This is a genomic window from Thermovibrio guaymasensis (assembly GCF_003633715.1).
Taxonomy (GTDB): domain Bacteria; phylum Aquificota; class Aquificia; order Desulfurobacteriales; family Desulfurobacteriaceae; genus Thermovibrio; species Thermovibrio guaymasensis.
Genome location: NZ_RBIE01000005.1, coordinates 38119 through 57362, shown reverse-complemented (window position 1 = coordinate 57362; position 19244 = coordinate 38119). Strand labels below are relative to the sequence as shown.

The 19244-nt window shown below is 42.9% G+C and carries 18 protein-coding genes; 1 reads left to right on the top strand and 17 read right to left on the bottom strand.

Going from position 1 to position 19244, the window contains the following annotated elements:
* The 15 genes from C7457_RS08140 to C7457_RS08070 form a co-directional block, all read right to left on the bottom strand.
* The coding region (locus C7457_RS08140; protein ID WP_245939619.1) for a GTP-binding protein at positions 1–176 on the bottom strand (176 nt) is incomplete at its 3' end.
* Between the two features lie 119 nt (positions 177–295).
* Positions 296–2398 carry an elongation factor G gene (fusA, locus tag C7457_RS08135; RefSeq protein ID WP_121171867.1) on the bottom strand — a complete coding sequence of 701 codons (2103 nt, stop codon included), beginning with the start codon at positions 2396–2398 and terminating at the stop codon, positions 296–298.
* Between the two features lie 24 nt (positions 2399–2422).
* Complete coding sequence (rpsG, locus tag C7457_RS08130) at positions 2423–2893, bottom strand: 30S ribosomal protein S7 (RefSeq protein ID WP_121171865.1); 471 nt, start codon at positions 2891–2893, stop codon at positions 2423–2425.
* 16 nt (positions 2894–2909) lie between these two features.
* A complete protein-coding gene (rpsL, locus tag C7457_RS08125; RefSeq protein WP_121171863.1) occupies positions 2910–3293 on the bottom strand; it encodes a 30S ribosomal protein S12 in 384 nt (127 codons plus the stop codon).
* A 110-nt stretch (positions 3294–3403) separates the two neighbouring features.
* A complete protein-coding gene (locus C7457_RS08120) occupies positions 3404–3832 on the bottom strand; it encodes a histidine kinase (RefSeq protein ID WP_121171861.1) in 429 nt (142 codons plus the stop codon).
* A gap of 168 nt (positions 3833–4000) precedes the next feature.
* On the bottom strand, positions 4001–5545 hold the full coding sequence (locus tag C7457_RS08115) for a 2-isopropylmalate synthase (RefSeq protein ID WP_121171859.1): 1545 nt from the start codon (positions 5543–5545) through the stop codon (positions 4001–4003).
* A 65-nt stretch (positions 5546–5610) separates the two neighbouring features.
* Positions 5611–6279 (bottom strand): rhomboid family intramembrane serine protease, encoded by a 669-nt coding sequence (locus C7457_RS08110; protein WP_121171857.1) that lies wholly within the window; start codon positions 6277–6279, stop codon positions 5611–5613.
* 10 nt (positions 6280–6289) lie between these two features.
* Entirely contained in the window at positions 6290–8713 is a 2424-nt protein-coding gene (locus C7457_RS08105) for an EAL domain-containing protein (RefSeq protein WP_121171855.1), read from the bottom strand.
* A 71-nt stretch (positions 8714–8784) separates the two neighbouring features.
* Positions 8785–9639 (bottom strand): dUTP diphosphatase, encoded by an 855-nt coding sequence (locus C7457_RS08100; RefSeq protein WP_121171853.1) that lies wholly within the window; start codon positions 9637–9639, stop codon positions 8785–8787.
* Complete coding sequence (locus C7457_RS08095; RefSeq protein WP_121171851.1) at positions 9632–11770, bottom strand: polyribonucleotide nucleotidyltransferase; 2139 nt, start codon at positions 11768–11770, stop codon at positions 9632–9634. The genes C7457_RS08100 and C7457_RS08095 overlap by 8 nt, the downstream gene beginning before the upstream one ends.
* Positions 11771–11886: 116 nt before the next feature.
* Positions 11887–12156 (bottom strand): 30S ribosomal protein S15, encoded by a 270-nt coding sequence (gene rpsO / locus C7457_RS08090; protein ID WP_121171849.1) that lies wholly within the window; start codon positions 12154–12156, stop codon positions 11887–11889.
* A 79-nt stretch (positions 12157–12235) separates the two neighbouring features.
* A complete protein-coding gene (locus C7457_RS08085; RefSeq protein ID WP_245939622.1) occupies positions 12236–13183 on the bottom strand; it encodes a tRNA dihydrouridine synthase in 948 nt (315 codons plus the stop codon).
* 9 nt (positions 13184–13192) lie between these two features.
* The gene (locus C7457_RS08080) at positions 13193–14053 is read right to left on the bottom strand and encodes a radical SAM protein (protein WP_121171848.1); all 861 of its coding nucleotides are present in this window, start codon (positions 14051–14053) and stop codon (positions 13193–13195) included.
* Position 14054: 1 nt separating this feature from the next.
* Entirely contained in the window at positions 14055–14936 is an 882-nt protein-coding gene (gene truD, locus C7457_RS08075) for a tRNA pseudouridine(13) synthase TruD (RefSeq protein ID WP_121171846.1), read from the bottom strand.
* Positions 14923–16125: a bifunctional folylpolyglutamate synthase/dihydrofolate synthase gene (locus C7457_RS08070; RefSeq protein WP_170137396.1), complete on the bottom strand. Its 1203-nt coding sequence runs from the start codon at positions 16123–16125 to the stop codon at positions 14923–14925. The genes truD and C7457_RS08070 overlap by 14 nt, the downstream gene beginning before the upstream one ends.
* Before the next feature lie 94 nt (positions 16126–16219).
* Between C7457_RS08070 and C7457_RS08065 the strand changes: the two genes are divergently transcribed.
* The gene (locus C7457_RS08065) at positions 16220–17254 is read left to right on the top strand and encodes a ribonucleotide-diphosphate reductase subunit beta (RefSeq protein WP_343202893.1); all 1035 of its coding nucleotides are present in this window, start codon (positions 16220–16222) and stop codon (positions 17252–17254) included.
* Here the strand turns inward: C7457_RS08065 and C7457_RS08060 are convergent.
* Positions 17251–18288: a GGDEF domain-containing protein gene (locus C7457_RS08060; protein WP_121171841.1), complete on the bottom strand. Its 1038-nt coding sequence runs from the start codon at positions 18286–18288 to the stop codon at positions 17251–17253. The genes C7457_RS08065 and C7457_RS08060 overlap by 4 nt on opposite strands.
* Before the next feature lie 20 nt (positions 18289–18308).
* A complete protein-coding gene (locus C7457_RS08055) occupies positions 18309–19241 on the bottom strand; it encodes a 1-phosphofructokinase family hexose kinase (protein WP_170137395.1) in 933 nt (310 codons plus the stop codon).
* Positions 19242–19244 lie beyond the last annotated feature (3 nt).

The window sequence follows — 19244 nt, the reverse complement described above, 5'->3', positions numbered from 1 at the left end:
CTTTCCCTCTCTTCTGGGGCTTTGTCAATTTGGTCGTAGGATACTTCTTGGGCCTTTCCTGTTAAGGATAGGCAGTGGGTGATCGCTGCTGTGAGGGTTGTTTTTCCGTGGTCAACGTGGCCAATTGTTCCCACGTTCTTGTGGGGCTTCGTCCTTTCAAACTTCTGCTTTGCCATCTCTATCCTCCTATAAATAGCCGTATTGAGTTTTAAAAGACCTACTCTTGCAGGCTGGTATTATATGCAAAGAGCCCAAAATGTAAAGGGTTAAAAGAGGCCCCAGAGGGGCCAGACCGTTACTTATTCCTCTCGCCTATTATCTGCTCAGCAACGTTTGGAGGAACTTCCTCGTAGTGGCTGAACTTCATAATGTAGGTAGCACGACCTTGAGTCATTGAACGTAAATCTGTAGCGTATCCGAACATCTCGGCAAGTGGAACGAGAGCTCTAATAACTTGAGCGTTTCCGCGGGCTTCCATTCCCTGAACCCTACCACGCCTCTTGTTAAGGTCACCGATTACGTCTCCCATGAACTCTTCTGGGGTTGTAACCTCAACCTCCATAATAGGCTCAAGGAGAACAGGGTTAGCCTTCTTAGCACCCTCTTTAAAGGCAATGGAGCCTGCAATCTTAAAAGCAAGCTCTGATGAGTCAACCTCGTGGTAGGAACCATCAAAGAGGGTTACCTTGATGTCGGTCATTGGATAGCCGGCAACTACTCCAGTCTCCATTGCCTCTCTAACGCCTGCTTCAACAGCTGGGATGTACTCCTTAGGAACAACTCCACCTTTAATTGTCTCGTGGAACTCAAATCCTTTACCCCTTTCAAGGGGCTCAATCTTGAGCCATACGTGTCCGTACTGACCGCGACCACCGGTCTGCTTGATGAATTTACCCTCTTGAGTAACCTCGCTCCTAATAGTCTCCCTGTAAGCAACCTGAGGCTTACCTACGTTAACCTCAACTCCAAACTCCCTCTTTAGACGGTCAACGATAATTTCAAGGTGGAGCTCTCCCATACCGGAGATAATCGTCTGACCTGTTTCATGGTCAGTAGCCACTCTAAAGGATGGGTCTTCCTTAGCCAACTTCTGGAGAGCTATTGAAAGCTTTTCCTGGTCAGCTTTAGTCTTAGGCTCAACGGCAATAGAGATAACCGGCTCTGGGAACTCCATTGCTTCAAGGAGAATAGGGTGTTCAGGGTCACAGAGAGTATCTCCAGTGTAAGTCTCCCTTAAACCAACGGCTGCAGCTATATCTCCAGCACCTAGAACTGGAATCTCCTCACGCTTGTTCGCGTGCATACGGAGGATCCTTGCAAGCCTCTCTTTCTTGTCCCTTGTAGCGTTGTAAACGTAAGAACCTGACTCCATAAGTCCGGAGTAAACCCTAATAAAGGTAAGCTGGCCTACGTATGGGTCTGTAAGGATCTTAAAGGCAAGTGCAGCAAATGGAGCGTCGTAAGAAGCAGGTCTCTCTTCCTCCTCTCCGGTCTTTGGATTAATCCCTTTAACCGGTGGAATGTCAAGCGGAGATGGAAGGTAATCTACGATCGCATCAAGAAGGGGCTGAACACCCTTGTTCTTAAACGCTGAACCACAGAGCATTGGGAAGAACTTAAGCTCAATTGTTCCTTTCCTGAGGGCAGCTTTAATTTCATCTTCAGTAATCTCTTCGCCCTCAAGGTACTTCATCATTATCTCTTCATCAACATCGGCAATAGCCTCAAGCATCTTCTCACGCCACTCTTCGGCAAGGTCCTTGAGGTCCTCTGGAATCTCTTCGTAGTGGTACTTTGCTCCGAGGGTTTCCTCTTCCCAAACAATTGCCTTCATTGTGATAAGGTCAACTACGCCTTTAAACTCATCCTCGGCGCCGATAGGAATCTGAACAGGAACGGGCTTAGCACCTAACTTCTCTTCAACGTCGGCAACTACCTTGAAGAAGTCGGCACCTATTCTGTCCATCTTGTTAACGAAGATAATACGGGGAACCCTGTACTTGTCTGCTTGACGCCAAACAGTCTCAGTCTGAGGTTGAACACCACCTACTGAACAGAGGATCGTTACAGCACCGTCAAGAACCCTTAGGGAACGTTCAACTTCAATTGTGAAGTCAACGTGTCCGGGAGTGTCAACGATGTTAATCCTATGGTCTCTCCAGAAGCAGGTAGTTGTAGCGGAGGTAATTGTAATACCCCTCTCCTTCTCCTGCTCCATCCAGTCCATCTCGGCCGCACCTTCGTGAACCTCACCAATTTTGTGGATACGGCCGGTGTAATAAAGAATACGCTCGGTAGTTGTTGTCTTACCGGCATCAATGTGGGCAATAATTCCGATATTCCTAACTTTTTCAAGGGGAACTTTAATCTTCTTAATAAGAGCCTGCTGTTTGCTCAAGGCATCCTCCTAAATTACTGTTAATTACCACCTGTAGTGAGCAAAGGCCTTGTTAGCCTCAGCCATCTTGTGGGTATCCTCCTTCTTCTTGAAGGCCCCACCTCTTTCGTTGTAAGCGTCAATGATTTCGTTTGCAAGCTTGTTAACCATTCCGCGCTCAGAACGAGCACGTGCAGCGTCCACGAGCCACTTAAGGGCAAGGTGCATTTGTCTTCTTTCGCTTACTTCCATCGGAACCTGATAAGTTGCACCACCAACACGGCGTGGACGTACTTCCATTAAAGGTTTTACGTTCTCTACAGCCTTGTGAAAGACCTTGAGAGGGTCTTCTCCCAACTTCTCCCTGATAATGTCAAAAGCACCGTAAACGATTTTCTCAGCCTTACTCTTCTTACCGTCCTTCATTACCTTGTTTATAAGCTTTGCTACAAGCTTATCACCGTAGACAGGGTCTGGGAGAATTTCCCTTGGTGGAACTGGTCCTTTCCTGGGCATCGCTTTCCTCTCCTAATTATTTTTTCTGATCTTTAGGTCTCTTTGTTCCGTACTTGGAACGGGACTGCCTTCTTCCTTCAACTCCGGCAGCATCAAGAGCTCCACGGATAATTTTGTACCTAACACCTGGAAGGTCCTTAACCCTTCCACCCCTTACAAGAACAACTGAGTGTTCCTGAAGGTTGTGACCGATACCGGGAATGTAAGCTGTAACGGAAATACCGTTTGAAAGCCTCACCCTTGCAACTTTACGAAGGGCTGAGTTTGGCTTCTTAGGTGTAGTCGTGAAAACCCTTACACAAACACCCCTCTTCTGAGGGTTACCCTGTAGAGCAGGGGCCTTTGAGCGCTTAACCTTCTTCTCGCGCCCCTTCCTAACCAGCTGGTTAATTGTGGGCATACTACTCCTCCTGATATAGTTTGACGGGCTGAATATAAGCAAAGGGAAAAGAGTTTGTCAAGGAAAATAATATGGAGAAAGAGGGAAAGGGCAAGAGAAAGGGAGTCCTTCTAAATCTTCTCAGATCGTTTCTTTAGGAGCTCCCTTGAAATTATAAGACTCTTTCGGAGCTTATTCAAAGACTCCTTCATACTAATTAGGTCTTTATCGGCAATAGGACTGAGCTCAGGATTGAACTCAAAGTTCCCCTTTGCAATTTCATCAGCAAACCTCTGAATCTTCCTATAATCTGAAGAGGAAACAACAGCGTAGATAGATGTAATGAGGAAGAGAATAAAACCTAAAACAAGCTCATAGATAAAGAGCTCTTTCAAAAGTCTAAGTACGAGGTGTGAATCTGAAATCTGACTTTTTAAAACGGTGTAAGAAAGAACAAGTAAAGAGAGGGCAACGAGCCAGTAAAGGATTCCCATTCTCAAAGGATAGGAAAGATTTATTCTCAAGTCCGAAAGGAAAAAGAACCTTAAAACCCTTTTCATAACCTCCCCTTTAGAACCCTTAAGAAAATTATAGTTTCATAAATTTAAATTTCAAGAAATACCTTAAAAATATTCGGAATTCAGAACAGATAAACGTTTTAAAAGGTTTTATTTCTTCTATAAGGAGTTAATTATTCAGGGAAGAGAGAAAAAGGGGCAAAGCCCCGGTTAAACGCCCTTCTTCTTTAACTTTCTCCTCTCAAGTCTGTTGAGGGCCTCTATAAAGGCGAGGGCTGAGGCCCTGACAATATCAGGGTCAACTCCTCTACCGCTAACCCTGTAACCGTCGCCTTCAATCGTTACAAAAACTTCTGCTAAAGCATCAGTTCCGGCAGTCAAGGCCCTAATCTTAAAGTCCCTTAGCTGAATTTCGTCCCCCAATCCTAAAGCGTTCTTAATAGCCCTGTAAGTTGCATCAACAGGTCCGTTGCCAACTGCAAGGCCCAACTTCTCTCCTTCCGGAGTCTTTATCTTTACAGTTGCAGAGGGAATTACTCCTTCGCCGCTAACTGCCTGGTTGTATAGGAGCTGATACGTCCTCTCTTTCTCCCCTTCAAGGCCTTCAATTATAAGCTCAAGGTCAACGTCGTAAATCTCCTTCTTCCTTGAGGCAAGTTCTTTAAACTTCTTAAAAGCCTCTTCAAACTTCTCAGGAGAGAGCTCCACCCCCATCTCTTCCAGCTTTTTCTTAAAAGCGTGCCTTCCTGAGTGTTTACCTAAAACGATCTTACTCTCCGTTAAACCTATGTCGGATGGCCTCATAATTTCGTAGGTTTCAGGGCACTCAAGAACTCCGTGCTGGTGAATTCCAGATTCATGAGCAAAAGCGTTATCACCAACGATCGGTTTAGTCTTTGAAATCAGAACGCCGGTTAACCTGCTTACAAGCTGAGAAGTCTTGTAAATTTGAGTGGTGTCAATATCTGTGTAGACGGGAAACTGATCAGAACGAACTTTAATGGCCATAACAACTTCCTCAAGGGCAGCATTCCCCGCTCTCTCACCAATTCCGTTTACAGTACACTCAACTTGACGAGCACCTGCCTTAACCGCCATCAGTGAGTTTGCAGTTGCAAGACCAAGGTCGTTGTGGCAGTGGACGCTAATTATCGCTTTCTTTATGTTTGGTACGTTCTCCTTTATGTAGAGGATCTTCTCGTACCACTCGTCAGGAATGGCATAACCTACAGTATCGGGAATGTTCACTACCTGAGCCCCTGCCTCTATTACGGCCTCTACAACCTCACACAAGTATTTAAGGTCCGTCCTTCCTGCATCCTCGGCAGAGAACTCAACTTCCGCCCTTCCCTCGCTTATTTCCTTAATCAGTTTAACAGCATTAACGGCCCTCTTTAGAGCTTCTTCACGGCTCATCTTCAACTTGTACTTTAAGTGAATATCAGAGGTAGCTATGAAAGTGTGAATCCTTACCCTGTTTCCCTCCTTCAAAGCATCCCAGGCCGTTTTTATATCAAGCTCAACTGCCCTTGCAAGGGAACAGACGGTAGAGTTTTTTACTTCCTTTGCAATTCTCCTAACAGCCTCAAAGTCGGCTGGAGAACTAACTGCAAAGCCGGCCTCTATAACGTCAATCCCGAGCCTCTCAAGCTGCTTAGCTATTTGAACTTTTTCATCTACCGTTAGATTAACCCCGGGAGTCTGCTCTCCATCCCTCAAAGTAGTATCAAATATGTACAGCTTCTCCCTATTCAACTTTTCCTCCAAATGCAAATTATTTGCAATTAAACTTATAGGTGAAAACGTAAAATTTCAACACTCTACTTGACTCTCATGAGCTTAACTAAAACAATGCCCGCTATGAAACCTCCTATGTGGGCAAACCAGGCAACGCCTCCCATCGAGAGGTGAGTAGCCGAAACCATAGCACTAATAAACTGAATCGTAAACCAAGCAGCAATCCAGACGGCAGCCGGAACGGCAACTATATCAACTAAGAAGAAAATGAAAACGAGGGTAATTATCTGAGCCCTCGGGAAGAGAACTGCATAAGCTCCCAGAACTCCACTTATTGCTCCTGAAGCTCCTATTAAAGGTATGTTAGAGTTCGGGTAAACTAGAACCTGAATAAGCGCAGCAACTATTCCGCAAACAGTGTAGAAAATAAAATACTTTAATTTACCAAGCTTATCCTCAACGTTATCACCAAAGACCCAAAGGAAGAGCATGTTTCCTAAAATGTGCATCCAACTACCGTGGAGGTACTGGTAAGAAACGAGGTTTCCGTAAGGAGTAAGGGGATCTGGAGGAGGAATGTCAACTCCGTGGGTTATCTCGTATGGAATTACAGCAAACATTGAAATAAAGACTTTCCTTAAATCAGGAGGAAGAATTACTTCGTAGAGAAAAACAAAAAAACAGATTATTATTATTAAAATAGTAACAACCGGCGTAGTCCTACTAGGATTAATATCCTTTAGGGGAATCAATTTTCTCTCCCTAACTGGAGGAATACTTTAAAAAATCGACTAAAGGTTTAGGTTTACTTAAGTAAAAACCTTGGATAAGAATAGAACCAGGAATTTTTTCAGAAATTTTCATCACCTCTTCTAAAGTTTCCTTATCCTCTATAGCTTCAAAGATAACATACTTTCCCAACTTGCTTGCCATACTACAAACACTTTCTACAATTCCCCGAGTAATAGGATCTCTTATATTTTTTGAAAATGCAGAACTAAGTTTTAGAAATTTTGTTTTTTCATACCTAATCATAGTTAAAAACTTATCAAGGTTAGCATATCCACTTCCAAAATCATCTAAAGCAATGTCTACTTCGTACTTAGTTAAGTAATTTACCATCTGCGTAAAGTCAAAGTTCTCCTGTTCGGTTACCTCCAAAACAAGTCCTCCCGTCTTCTCCTTAGCAAGTTCCTTAAGTTCTTCGAGAGACCGATGAATAGTAGGATCGAAATACGAAGATGGAAATAAGTTCAAGAAAATTTTAAAATCCCTAGGCTTACAAATTCCCTCTATAAGCGATCTCAACTTCTCCAATACTAATAAATCAAAATCAGTCATTAACTTTTCTCTTTTTATAACGTTAATAAATTTCCCAGCTGAGACTAAATTATTTCCTAATTTTATGCGAGATAGAACTTCTACGCCTATAATAGAACCACTATTTGCCTCAAAGATAGGTTGACAGAACAGCAGAAGAAAATCTAGATCCTTTTTATTTTTAAAAAATTTTAAAACTTCCAAATCAATCTTAACTAAAGATATTAATTTTTCATAATCCTTTTCTGTTAGCGTTCTGTTCTCTTGCTCACTTTTTAAAAAAATCTCTAATTCTTCAATAAACAGAGAAACTGCTGCCTCATCAAACTTAAAATTTTCTAACAACTTCTTCATATCTAAGAAAACCAAACTAATGTAATCATCAACTATATCTCCTATTAACAAATTCTTCTCTGTTTTTTCTTTAGCCTCGGTAAAAATAGATAAAACAATCTGCCTATACTTCTTTTCTTCTTCTTTAAGCGGATAAGCTATTATGTAACCTCTATAAACATCTTTTTTAAAATCGATGAATTCAAAAAAAAGTAAATTCGATTTTAGTGATTCAGGAATACTTCCATGTAAATTCTCACAGAAATTCAGAAAAATATTTCTAGAAGTTGTCGTACTAGGTCCTTTCAGAAAAATAACACCTACAACTTTATCAACATTGACTGGATCAGCAAGCAACTTAAACAAAAGGTCCTGAGGATTTTTTTGCCATAAACTCTTAACATAGAAAAGTAAACTACCAAAAACATCAACTTCCTTGATTAGGGAAGTTGTTAAGAAAAAGGCTTTTTCAAAAGATTTACTCTTTAAATCAGACACTAACTCCTGGAGATTATCTAAAAATCTATAATAAGAAACTATTAACAAATTGGCATAATTATTGACAACATAGCTTTGAAGCATAAACTTCAAACTGTGTAGATAATTTTCTATTTTACTAAAATCGTATAAATCCAAATCAAATTCTTTTATCTCATCAGAAATAAAATGATTATACAAACTTTCTAAAACTTGCCCAATTACTTCAAACTCCTTATCCAATTCTTTAAATTTAAAACGAGAAACACGATTTAAATACTCAAGATTATTCTCTAAATATTTCCTATAGGCTGCTTGTTTTAAAAAAGAAATAAAATCATCCACTCTCCTTTCAGGAATTCCTTCCAAAATTCCCAACTTATGCAAGTTTAAAATTTTCTTTGAGAGGTTTTCAATAAAATCTACTAAATCATCGAGGCAAATTCCTAACTTTGCATGATTCTCAAAAACAGATAAGATATAAGATTTAATAGCTTGAATTTTCTTATCTTGTGATGAATACAAGAAATCTTTCGTTATTTCTACCTGTTTTCTTACAATTTCTGCCACATGAAACTCGTCCTTCACATATTTAGTAAAATCCCTGGATTTTGTTAAAAGGAGTTCTTCAAAAATCCTCTCTAACTCAGAATCTAAAGTCGTTTTATTTGAAAAATTTTTCTTATAAAATCTCCTAAATTTCATATCTTCTTTCAACAAATGTCTCACGACCCTAAAACAAAAAAAACTTAACTCCTTTCTTAATTGATCCAAATCTTCAAGATCTGCGAGTAAACGCAACCTTTTAAGCAAATTCTCATGTTCTTCTTTATGCTTCTCAAGATCCGGATAACCGATCTTCCTCATTAAGCTTTCTTCACGCTCTCTGTATTTTTCTATAAGAGGAATAAACTTCTCCTTAATTAAGGCAAAAACGTGATCTTTTTTTCCATGATCTAAGGCTTCTAAAACCTTTTTGAAGATTTTCAATAATAACTCACGTTCCCCGTCTATATCGGGAATACCAATACTAAAGGAATTTTTTCGAAATACCATCCCTTTCCTGATTTGGTAGTTTAAAGAAGTATATCAAGAGAATAATAAGAATAGGAAGAAACCGAGTAGGTTTACCCAGTACTTCCAAATCCTCCCTCTCCCCTTAACGTAGGGTCAAGGGTTTTAACCTCTTTTCCTTCAAGCGGGAAGAATCGCCTTGGTATGAGCTGAACGGCCCTCCACGGAAGTTGAGGCTCTGGAGCCCCAGGATTAATCTTAATCAGAGGAACTTTAATCGTCCCCCTATAAGTCATATCTATTATCCCAACGGAGTTTGCAAGGATGAAACCGCTTTTAAAGATTGAAGAACGAGGAACTAGATCAAAGTAGTAACCGGGAGGAGGAGAAACCCTAACTCCTGTATCAAAGAAGTAGAGGTTTCTCTCTTTCTTTATGAGTTTAACAAGGTGAAGGTCAAATCCACTGTCTGAAGTTCTCTTTTTAAAGGGAGGAAGGGCTCCCCCCTCAAGAGAGTACTTAAAGAAGGTCCTTTCCCAATCACTCCCAGCTATAAACTTAAGGAACTTCTCAAAGAAGAGCTCCGAACGCTCCTGGCTCTCTTCATCGTAAAGGGCATGGGCTAAGAGATTAGCTCCTTCACCCGTAAAGTAAAACCCTTCCTCAGTTTCTGAAGGGTTAAAGGGATTTAGGAGCTCCCTCAGCTCTTCCTCAAAGCCCCTTACCTTCGGAATGAAGAGGGTTCCCTCACCAAAAACTCCTCCAGCCTCCAAAAGGCCCCTAACGAAGTCAAGGTTAACCTCTTCCAAATTTGGTAGGGAAGGAAGGAGGAGCTTAAAGGAGCTCCCTTCCTTCTTTAACTCCCCACCTAGCAGGTTATAGAGCTTAACGGCAACGTCAAGGAAATCCTCACTAAACTCTATCTCCGTTCCCTTTAAAAAGACCCAACCGCAAGCCCAACTACTCATTGTCCTTCTCCGGCTCAGAGTAGAAACCTCCCTGCTCCCTTAACCTCTTCTCTTCCTCGGGAGTAACGTCTATGCGGCTAAGCTTAGGCCTACCCATCTGATCAAACTCAACGATTTTAACAGGAATGACATCGGAGACCTTAATGTGCTCAAATATGTTCTCCCTAACCTCAGGAGGGAGTTTTGATATGTGTATAAGGCCGACCTTTCCGGGAGCAAGCTCAACAAAGGCTCCGTAGTTTTCAACCCTCGTAACCTTTCCTAGGTAAGTGTTTCCAACTTCAAGGTCCCTCGTAACGTCCTCAATCATCTTCAAGGCCTGTGCCGCTGCCTCCTCTGAAGGAGCGGATACTAGAACCGTTCCATCCTCCTTAATCGTAATCTTAACCCCGGCCTTATCTATTATCGTTTTAATGGTCTTACCTGAGGGACCGATAAGGTCTCTCGTCTTCTCAGGCTCAATCTTAGTCGTAACAATCCTTGGGGCGTAAGGGGAAATTTCTTTCCTCGGTTGACTTATAACTTCATCCATCTTATCAAGGATGTAGAGCCTTCCCCTCCGTGCCTGTTCAAGTGCCTTTGAGAGGACTTCTCTGCTTATACCCTTAACCTTCAAGTCCATCTGGATTGCCGTAACGCCCTTCCTCGTTCCAGCCACCTTAAAGTCCATATCTCCAAGGTGGTCCTCATCCCCGAGAATGTCAGAAAGGACAACGAACTTATCCCCTTCCATAATGAGGCCCATAGCAATACCTGCAACCTGAGCCTTTATAGGAACTCCAGCGTCCATAAGGGAGAGGGAACCTCCACAGACTGTTGCCATTGAGGAAGAACCGTTTGACTCTAAGATGTCCGAAACGATCCTTATAACGTAGGGGAACTCCTCCTCCGGAGGAATCACAGGAGCAAGGGCCCTCTCTGCAAGGGCTCCGTGTCCAATCTCCCTCCTTCCAGGCCCTCTCATAGGGGCAATTTCACCAACTGAGAATGGAGGGAAGTTGTAGTGAAGCATAAACCTCTTTTGCTCTTCAGGTAGAAGGCCCTCAACGATTTGGTACTCTTCAGGAGTTCCCAAAGTTGTAGTAACTAGGGCCTGGGTCTGACCCCTCGTAAAGAGAGCTGAACCGTGGGCCCTCGGCAGTAGTCCAACCTCTATCGTAATTGGTCTAATTTCATCGGGCTTCCTTCCATCAATCCTAATTCCCTTCTCAAGAACCATCTTCCTTACAAACTCTTTCTCAGCCTCGTTAAACACTTCCTTGGCAAGGGCGTGATCCTCTTCAGGGATCTTCAGTTCTATAAGCATAAGCTCTTTAAGCTCCCTTAACTTCTCCCTTCGCTCGTGCTTATCAGATATGGTAATAACAGGTTCAATCCTCTCAAAGACCCACTGTTTTATCCTTTCCTTCGTCTCCTCATCAAGTGAAGGTGCAACAAACTGGTACTTAGGTTTTCCTGCAAGCTGGCGGAGCTCTTCTTGAGCTTTAACGATCTTCTTTATTTCTTCATGGGCAATCATAATTGCATCAAGGACTTCCTCTTCAGGAACCTGATCTGCACCCCCTTCAACCATAACGACGGCGTCCTCGGTTCCTGAAACAATAAGGTTAATATCTGCCTCTTGGAGCTCTTGATAGGAAGGGTTTATCTTCCACTCTCCCTTAACCCGGGCAACCCTAACTGCTCCGACTGGCTTTTCAAAAGGAATTCTTGAGATGTGAAGGGCAGCAGATGCTCCGTTTATAGCCAGAACTGCCGGATCGTTCTCCTGATCGGCGGAAATTACGAAGGCGACAACTTGAACGTCATTCCTAAAGCCTTTAGGAAAAATAGGTCTAATTGAACGATCAGTAACCCTAGACTTTAAAACTTCTTCGTCCGTAGGCTTTCCTTCCCTCTTTATGAAACCACCAGGAATCTTACCTGCAGCGTAAGCCCTCTCCCTGTACTCTACCAATAGGGGAAAGAAGTCTATATCCTCCCTCGGCTCATCGCTCATAACAGCAGTAACTAAGACCATAGTATCGCCCTGAGAAACGACAACAGAACCGTCGGCCTGTTTAGCGACTTTTCCCGTCTGAAAACGCAGAGGACGACCTCCAACTTCAACTGCAACTTCGGATATTGGCATAGAAAACCTCCAAAAATTGTGTTTTTCTTAATTAGAAATTTAATACAGATTAAGGAATAATATCACAGGGAAGGAAAGGGCGGGAGAGAAGGAAAGGGGCAGAAAGCCCCGAAAGATTACTTCCTGAGACCGAGCTTAAGAACGATGTTCCTGTACCTGTTAAAGTCCTTTTCCCTCAAGTACTTAAGGAGTTTCTTCCTGCGACCTACTAATCTCTGAAGGGCCCTCTTGTTGTAGTTATCGTGCTTGTGCTCTTTAAAGTGTTCAGTAAGGTTTTTAATCCTCTCTGTAAGAATAGCAATCTGAACCTCAGGAGAACCTGTATCTTTCTCGTGGAACCCGTACTTCTTAACGATTTCCTGAACTACATCCTTATCTAGTGGCATTTAAGACCTCCCATTACTGTTTCACCGGTGGCAAAAGGCAAGTGGAAATTTATCAAAGGTAGGTAAATTTGTAAAGTGGTTAAGGCGAAAATTCCTCCTTTATCCTTAAAAGGTTGCTTATAAGCTCGTCACAGCTCTTACTCCTCATAACAGAGTCGTTCAGCTTGGCCTTTCCCCTTATGCCTTTAAATAACTGAGTAATGTGGGCCTTTATCACTTTACAAGCCCTCTCCCTCTCAAAGAACTCCCACATCATACTAAGTTCCCTAAGGATAAAGTCAACCCTTTCGGGAAGTTTAACTTCAATGTCCCTCTTCTCCCTGTACTCCTTAAATATCCAGGGATTTGAAACTGCAGCCCTTCCAATCATTATACCGTCGCAACCTGTTTCTTCAAACTTTACGTCCACCTCTTTCCAGTCCCTCACATCACCACTTCCTATCACCGGAACCTTTCCAGCCATCTCTTTAAGGTCCCTTACTCTATCCCAGTTGGCCTTACCTGAAAAACCTTGCTTAGCGGTCCTTCCGTGAAGGGCTATTGCAGAAACTCCAGCAGACAGGAGGTTCTCTGCAATCTCCTCTAAGTTGTCCTCGTAAAACCCGAGTCTTATCTTGGCGGTTACCAGAACTTTATAGGGTTTTAAGGCCTTAACTGTCTCCTCAACGATCCTGCCCATTTCCTTTGGGAACTGAAGGAGATAACCTGCAGCCTTTGCCTTTAGGACCTTCTTAACTGAACACCCAAAGTTTATGTCTATCGCATCCGGCCTGTACTTCTTAACGAGAATCTCTGAAGCTTGGGCCACCTCTTCGGGATTCCTGCCGTAAACTTGAAGGTGAATGGGCCTTTCTAAATCGGTGAAGTAGGAGAGCTCCCTCTCATCTCCCCTATGGATAATTCCGGTTGCGTTCATGAGCTCCGAGTAGGTTCTATCTGCCCCCAGCTCCCTGGCAAGACGCCTGAAGGCCGAGTGAGTGTAACCTGCCATAGGAGCAAGGATAACTTCCCTCTCTATCTTAAGCACAGAAACCTCCTAAACTGCAAGCCTCAATCCCAACCTCTTAGCGAAGGAGTAAACCTCTTCAAACTCCTCAGGCGTTATCCTCCTGCATATCTCAGGATAGTCGCAGGCCTTGTAGTAGGGATAGTACTGATCCATAACGTTTGTATAGGTATTCCTCCCAAGGTTTTCCGCAATCCACTTTAAGACGGCCTTACTGTCTTCAGCCCAGTTTGGCATTACAAGGTGTCTAACAATCAGGCCCTTTTTCGCTATTCCAAACTCGTTAACCTCAAGGTCCCCTACCTGTCTGTGCATTTCAAGGAGGGCTTCTTTAACGACTTCTGGATAATCTGGAGCTTTTAAGTACTTGGCTGCAAACTCCCTGCTTAAGGTTTTAAAATCTGGCATGTAAATCTGAACGAGCCCTTCAAGCTCCCTTAGCACCTCTAGGCTCTCATAACCTCCACAGTTATAAACTATTGGAAGTTTTAAGCCTTTACCCCTTGCCTCATCAACGGCTGCAAATATCTGGGGAACCTGATGGGTTGGAGTAACCAGGTTTATGTTGTGGCACCCCCTTTCCTGAAGGTGGAGCATAATATCGGCTAAGTCTGAAAGTGAAATGTACTCCCCTTCCATAAGGTGGGAAATTTGGTAATTTTGACAGAAGACACACCCTAAGTTGCAACCTGTAAAGAAGATAGTTCCGCTCCCCCCGTAGCCTACTAAAACGGGCTCCTCTCCGAAGTGGGGGCCAAAGGATGAAACCATAGGTTCATCGGTAACCCTACAGAAACCCAGTTCCCCTTCACTCCTCTTTGATAAACACTCCCTAGGACAGAGCCTACAGGGAGATATAAAGGAGTAAAGTTTCTCTACCGTTCCCTCCACTTTAAACCGCCTGAATGTGTTTTAAGAACATGGTAGCAAAAGATCCCTTGGGAAGGAAAAAGAAGGCGTACTTCCCAATTACTTTAAAGTCCTTAACAAGGACGTAGGTCATACGGTAGTCCCCTTTAATTCCCAAAGCCCTCAAGCCCTCCAAAACTTCATCTAGACTGAACCCTTCCCCTTTTAAAACCTCCCGGTAGTAAAGAGCAGAAGTTAGGAGCTTTTTCTTATAGCCCAGAACAGTCCAGAACTTCGGAAGTCCATCAATTCTCTCTTCTAAACTTTCAGGTATGAAGAACCTTTCCTCTCCGTCAAAAATGTAATAGCCTGTAAACCTATCAATGAGGTAGAGCTCCAAACTCCTGTTCCAAAGGTAAGATAGGTAAGAGTCAAGGAGGAGGTTTTCACTCCACTTTAACCTCCTTCTCGGTTTATCAAGGAGCCTCTTAAGGAGCTCCTTTCCCCTAAACCAGTTTCCACCTATCCTCTGAACGTCGTAGTAGTTTATAAAGGCTTTCCTCTCTTTAAAGTTAAAACCTTCAACCTTTACGGCGAACTTGTTACCCTTTAGCTGTCCGATCTTAACTTTCCTTCTAATCTTCCCTAAGAACTTTAGAATAAACCACCTTTGGTCTTCTTTCTCTGAAATTAAATTCCCTAAAAACTCTGAGGAAGATACCTTCTGAAAGGTCAATGCAAATTTATCCTTCATACCTGCATAGGAAAGGTTAAACCTCTTTGAAACTTCCCTCGTTGTGTAATTCCTCTTTGCAAGGAGGTAGAGGTAGTGGCTTCCTTCCTCATCAATTTCAAACTCAGAAATCTCTTTAACTATAAAGTCCTCAGCCTCTCTTTTCTTCCAAAGGAACTTAACTTCTCTCAACTAAACCTCCAACGTAGAAAGAACCGGTTAGAACTACAGGATCTTTAAAATCTGAAACCCTTACCTCTTTAAGGATTCTTCCTTTTAAACCTAACTCTTTGGCCTTCTCTAAGAGCTCCTGTGCAGAAAGGCCCCGGGGAGGAGGAAGGGATACTGAGAAGAAATCTCCTCCCGAGTAGTCAAGGTAAGACTTAATCTCCTTCAGGTTGTCCTCAAGCTCCTTGTCCTTAAAAGCTCCAAAGATTACCGAAGCCTTTATTCCGAGCTCTTTCAAGGTATTAAAGAGAGCTCTCAGGGCCTGGCCGTTGTGGGCCCCATCAAAGATGAAGGGAGGAGCCTCTCTAAAAACCTCAAACCTTCCCGGAAGAAGTGAACTAAACTCCCTCGGAATAAGGAACTTCTTCCCCAAAAACCTCTCAGTCAAAACCTGAGCCGCCCTTATAGCCCCACACCCGTTTTCGGCGTAGTGGTCACCTACTAAACTCAAACTTATGGGAATTTGCCCCATGTAGAAGAACTCTGTTCCCTTAAGGCCCACTCTTACCCCTTCAGCCCAAAAGTCCTTTCCGTAGAGGTGGAGTTCTCCCCTAAAGTTATCCTTTAAAACCCTCAAAACTTCAGAAGGGTTACTAAGTGATACTCCAACCATACCCTCCTTCAAAACTGCAACCTTTTCCCCGGCAATCTCCTTAAGACTATTCCCTAACCAACCTCTGTGGTCAAGGGAAACCTTAGTTAAAAGTCCAACCTGATGTTCCAGAACGTTAGTCGCATCCAGCCTCCCTCCAAGACCTACCTCAAAAACTGCACAGTCAACACTTTCCCTTTTAAAAACTTCAAGGGCTAAAAGGAGGGAAGCCTCAAAGTATGTAAGCTCAAACCTCTCAACTAAAGGTCTAATACCCTTAAAGGCTTCATCAAGCCCTTCAGTGCTAACTTCTTTAAGGTTTACTCTGATTCTTTCGTTAAACCTGTAAACGTGGGGAGAAGTAAACAGACCTACACGGAAGCCCTGTTTCATTAAGGCCTCGGCAGTTAAAAGGGCAGTGCTCCCCTTACCGTTAGTTCCTGCAACAATTACTGAAGGGTATTCCTTCCCTCCAAATTCCCTTACGGCTGAACTTACCCTCTCAAGTCCTGGCTTCCAAATGAACTCCCTTCCTTCGAAGAACTTCTCAAAGAGCGTCAACTTAACTACCTCCAAAAGAGTCTTATAATTGATAGGCCATCAAAAGAGGAAAAACAATTCTGGAGGAAGAATGTCTGACATAAGGAAGGAGTTAATGAAGCCCCGTCCGATATTTAACCCAAACGGGAACGACGATCCGGCAAAGAGGGGAATTCTCCACGGGGATACAACAAACATCTTTAACTTGAACGTAATTAAGTACGAGTGGGCTCCAAAGCTTTACAGGGTAATGATGGCCAACTTCTGGATACCCGAAACAGTTGACCTTACACAGGACGTTCAGGACTACAAGGAGCTAACAGACGACGAAAGGCAGGCTTACGACGAGATCCTCTCTTTCCTCGTCTTCCTTGACTCAATCCAGACAACGAACATTCCAAACATTGCAGCCTACGTTAAAGCTCCCGAAATCACGATTGACCTCTCAATCCACGCCTATCAGGAAGCTATCCACTCACAGAGCTACGGTTACACGATTGAGAGCGTAGTTCCTGCTGAGAAGAGGGAAGAGGTCTACTACTGGTGGAAGAAGGACCCAATCCTTTTTGAGAGGAACAAGTACATAGCCGACATCTACCAGAAGTTCCTTGAAGAGCCAACAATGGAAAACTACGGAGAGGTACTAATCGGAAACTACCTCCTTGAAGGACTCTACTTCTACAACGGATTTATGTTCTTCTACAACTTAGCCTCAAGGAACTTAATGCAGGGAACTGCAGATATAATCAGGTACATTAACCGAGACGAGCTCACCCACGTGATCCTATTTGAACACTTTATGAAGGACTTAACAGACGAGGGCTTCAAGAAGTACTTAACAAAGGACAAAATTTATCAGATGTTTAAAATCGCCGTTGAACAGGAACAGAGGTTCAGCAAGAAAGTAATAGGGAACAAAATTTTGGGAATGAACGAGAAGTCTATTGAGGACTACACCTACTACATAGCCAATAAAAGGTTAAAGGCCCTCGGACTAGAACCAATCTTCCCCGATAGACCCAACCCTTACGAACACCTAGAAAGAATTGCCGATACCGGCGGTGAGGGTAACGTTAAGGCAAATTTCTTTGAGGCCACCGTTACCAGCTACAACCAGGCAAGCGCAGTTGAAGGCTGGGACGAAATTTAAAGGTCTGAAGCCCCTTCCGGGGCTTTATCTATACTTCCAACTCTTTCCTTTTTCCTTGCCCCTTTATCCTTGTACATCCTTTCATCTGCCATTCTAATTAGGAAACTTGAAAGAAGTGAGTCCGTAGGAGCCTCGGCTATACCGAAACTCATCGAAATACCAAACCTTTGAAACTTCCTCTCTATCGCCTCCCTAAGCAGTTCAAGCCTTTCGATAATCTTTTCCCTATCGCAATTTGTAAAAATCACGATAAATTCATCACCTCCTATCCTGGCTACAACGTCTTCCTTCCTAAAGTGTCTACTAAGGAGCTCCCCTATATCGTTTAAAACGCTGTCTCCTACCGAATGGCCGAAAGTATCGTTAACGTACTTAAAGTTATCAAGGTCTATGTAGGCAACACACACGTTTTTCACTTCCCCTCTTTTAAGCTTCTCAATTTCTTGAGAAAGGTAGGAGAAAGCAAACGCCCTGTTGTAAAGACCAGTAAGAGGATCGCGGACTGCAAGTACTTTCATATCATCTATAAGTTCTGCGTAGAACTTAAACTGAAAATAGGAAAGAAGCAAAAGGGAAAAGTAAACGAAAATTGCCTGTCTCAGGGTAGTTTTATCGTAAGGAAGTTCAATAAAATATAGAGAATCTGCTACAACAATTAAAACTAACAGAACAACAAAGTAAATATTCCACAAAACTGCCTTTTTAAAGTCCTTTAAAACCAAAACTAAAGCAGGGTATAGGTAAATCCAGAAAATTCCAGTATTATGGATGCCTCCTGTAATGATCAAAACGGAAAGAACTATACTGATAATAAAGAGAAAAATTGAAGAATGAAGAGAATATTTTCTTGTATAGAGAAAAGCAATAAAGTTTAAAAGTACAGCTAATCCGCTAACAAGTTCAAAGATACCGAGCTTCCTTAAGTTAAAAGCATAGTTGTAATAACCAAATGAAATTAAGAACAAAAAAGTTATTACAGAAATAACACCAATAGCGAAAGCCTTCTTTTCTTTTTTTTCCCCACTATTAATCATCTCAGAACCTAAAATTTTGTTTAGAGAGATAGAGTAAAAATTCTTGTTCTTTTAACTAATCCATCAACCACCTCTGGCCTACAGAGCTTCGTTCCCTCCTCAACTACAGTAGCCGTTCCACACGCAATTGCAAACTTCAGAGCTTCTTCAACTTTAGAGTCTAAGTATAGCTTACAGGCAAACCCTCCTACAACTGAATCACCAGCCCCGACGGTGTTCTTCACCTCTACCTTAGGAGGAATAATCCTAAAGACCTCATCTCCATAAAGGGCAATTGCGCCGTGCTCTCCAAGGGAGACTATAACTACTTTAACTCCATACTTAGATATCTCCCTGGCTGCAGAAACTATCTCCTCAAGGCTTAAGAGAGGATGACCTACAAACCTCTCAAGCTCGTGTTTATTCGGTTTAACGGCAAAGGGACCGGCTTCTATGGCGTTCTTCAGCAGATCTCCATCGGCATCAACTATAACCTTCGTATCGGTTCCCTTGAAACGTTCCACAATTTCAGCGTAGTACGTAGAGGGTAAGTTGGGAGGAACGCTCCCTCCAAGGATTAAGACTTTAGGGGAACACTCCACACAGATAGAGTACTTTAACTTCTCTATTTCCTCACCTGATAGTGGAGCTCCCCTTGAAGCTATGAGTATGTGCTTCCCCTTAGCCCTCTGCTCAAGAATGGTGTTAACTCTGGTCTCAGACTTCGTTTCAACAACTATTAAAGAGAGCCCTTCCTTCTCAAGCCCCTCTTTAACGCAATTTCCGATGCATCCTCCCAGAGGAAGTGCAAGGAAGACGTCAGAGCAGAACCTTGCTGCGACCCTTGCAGCATTTACTCCCTTACCGCCGGGAGAGATAAGGGGATTATTCACTCTGTTTGTATCGTCTTCCTTTAAAACGCCTGTATAGTAGTAAACGTCAAGACAAGGATTTGGACAAAGGGAAAGGAGCAAAGT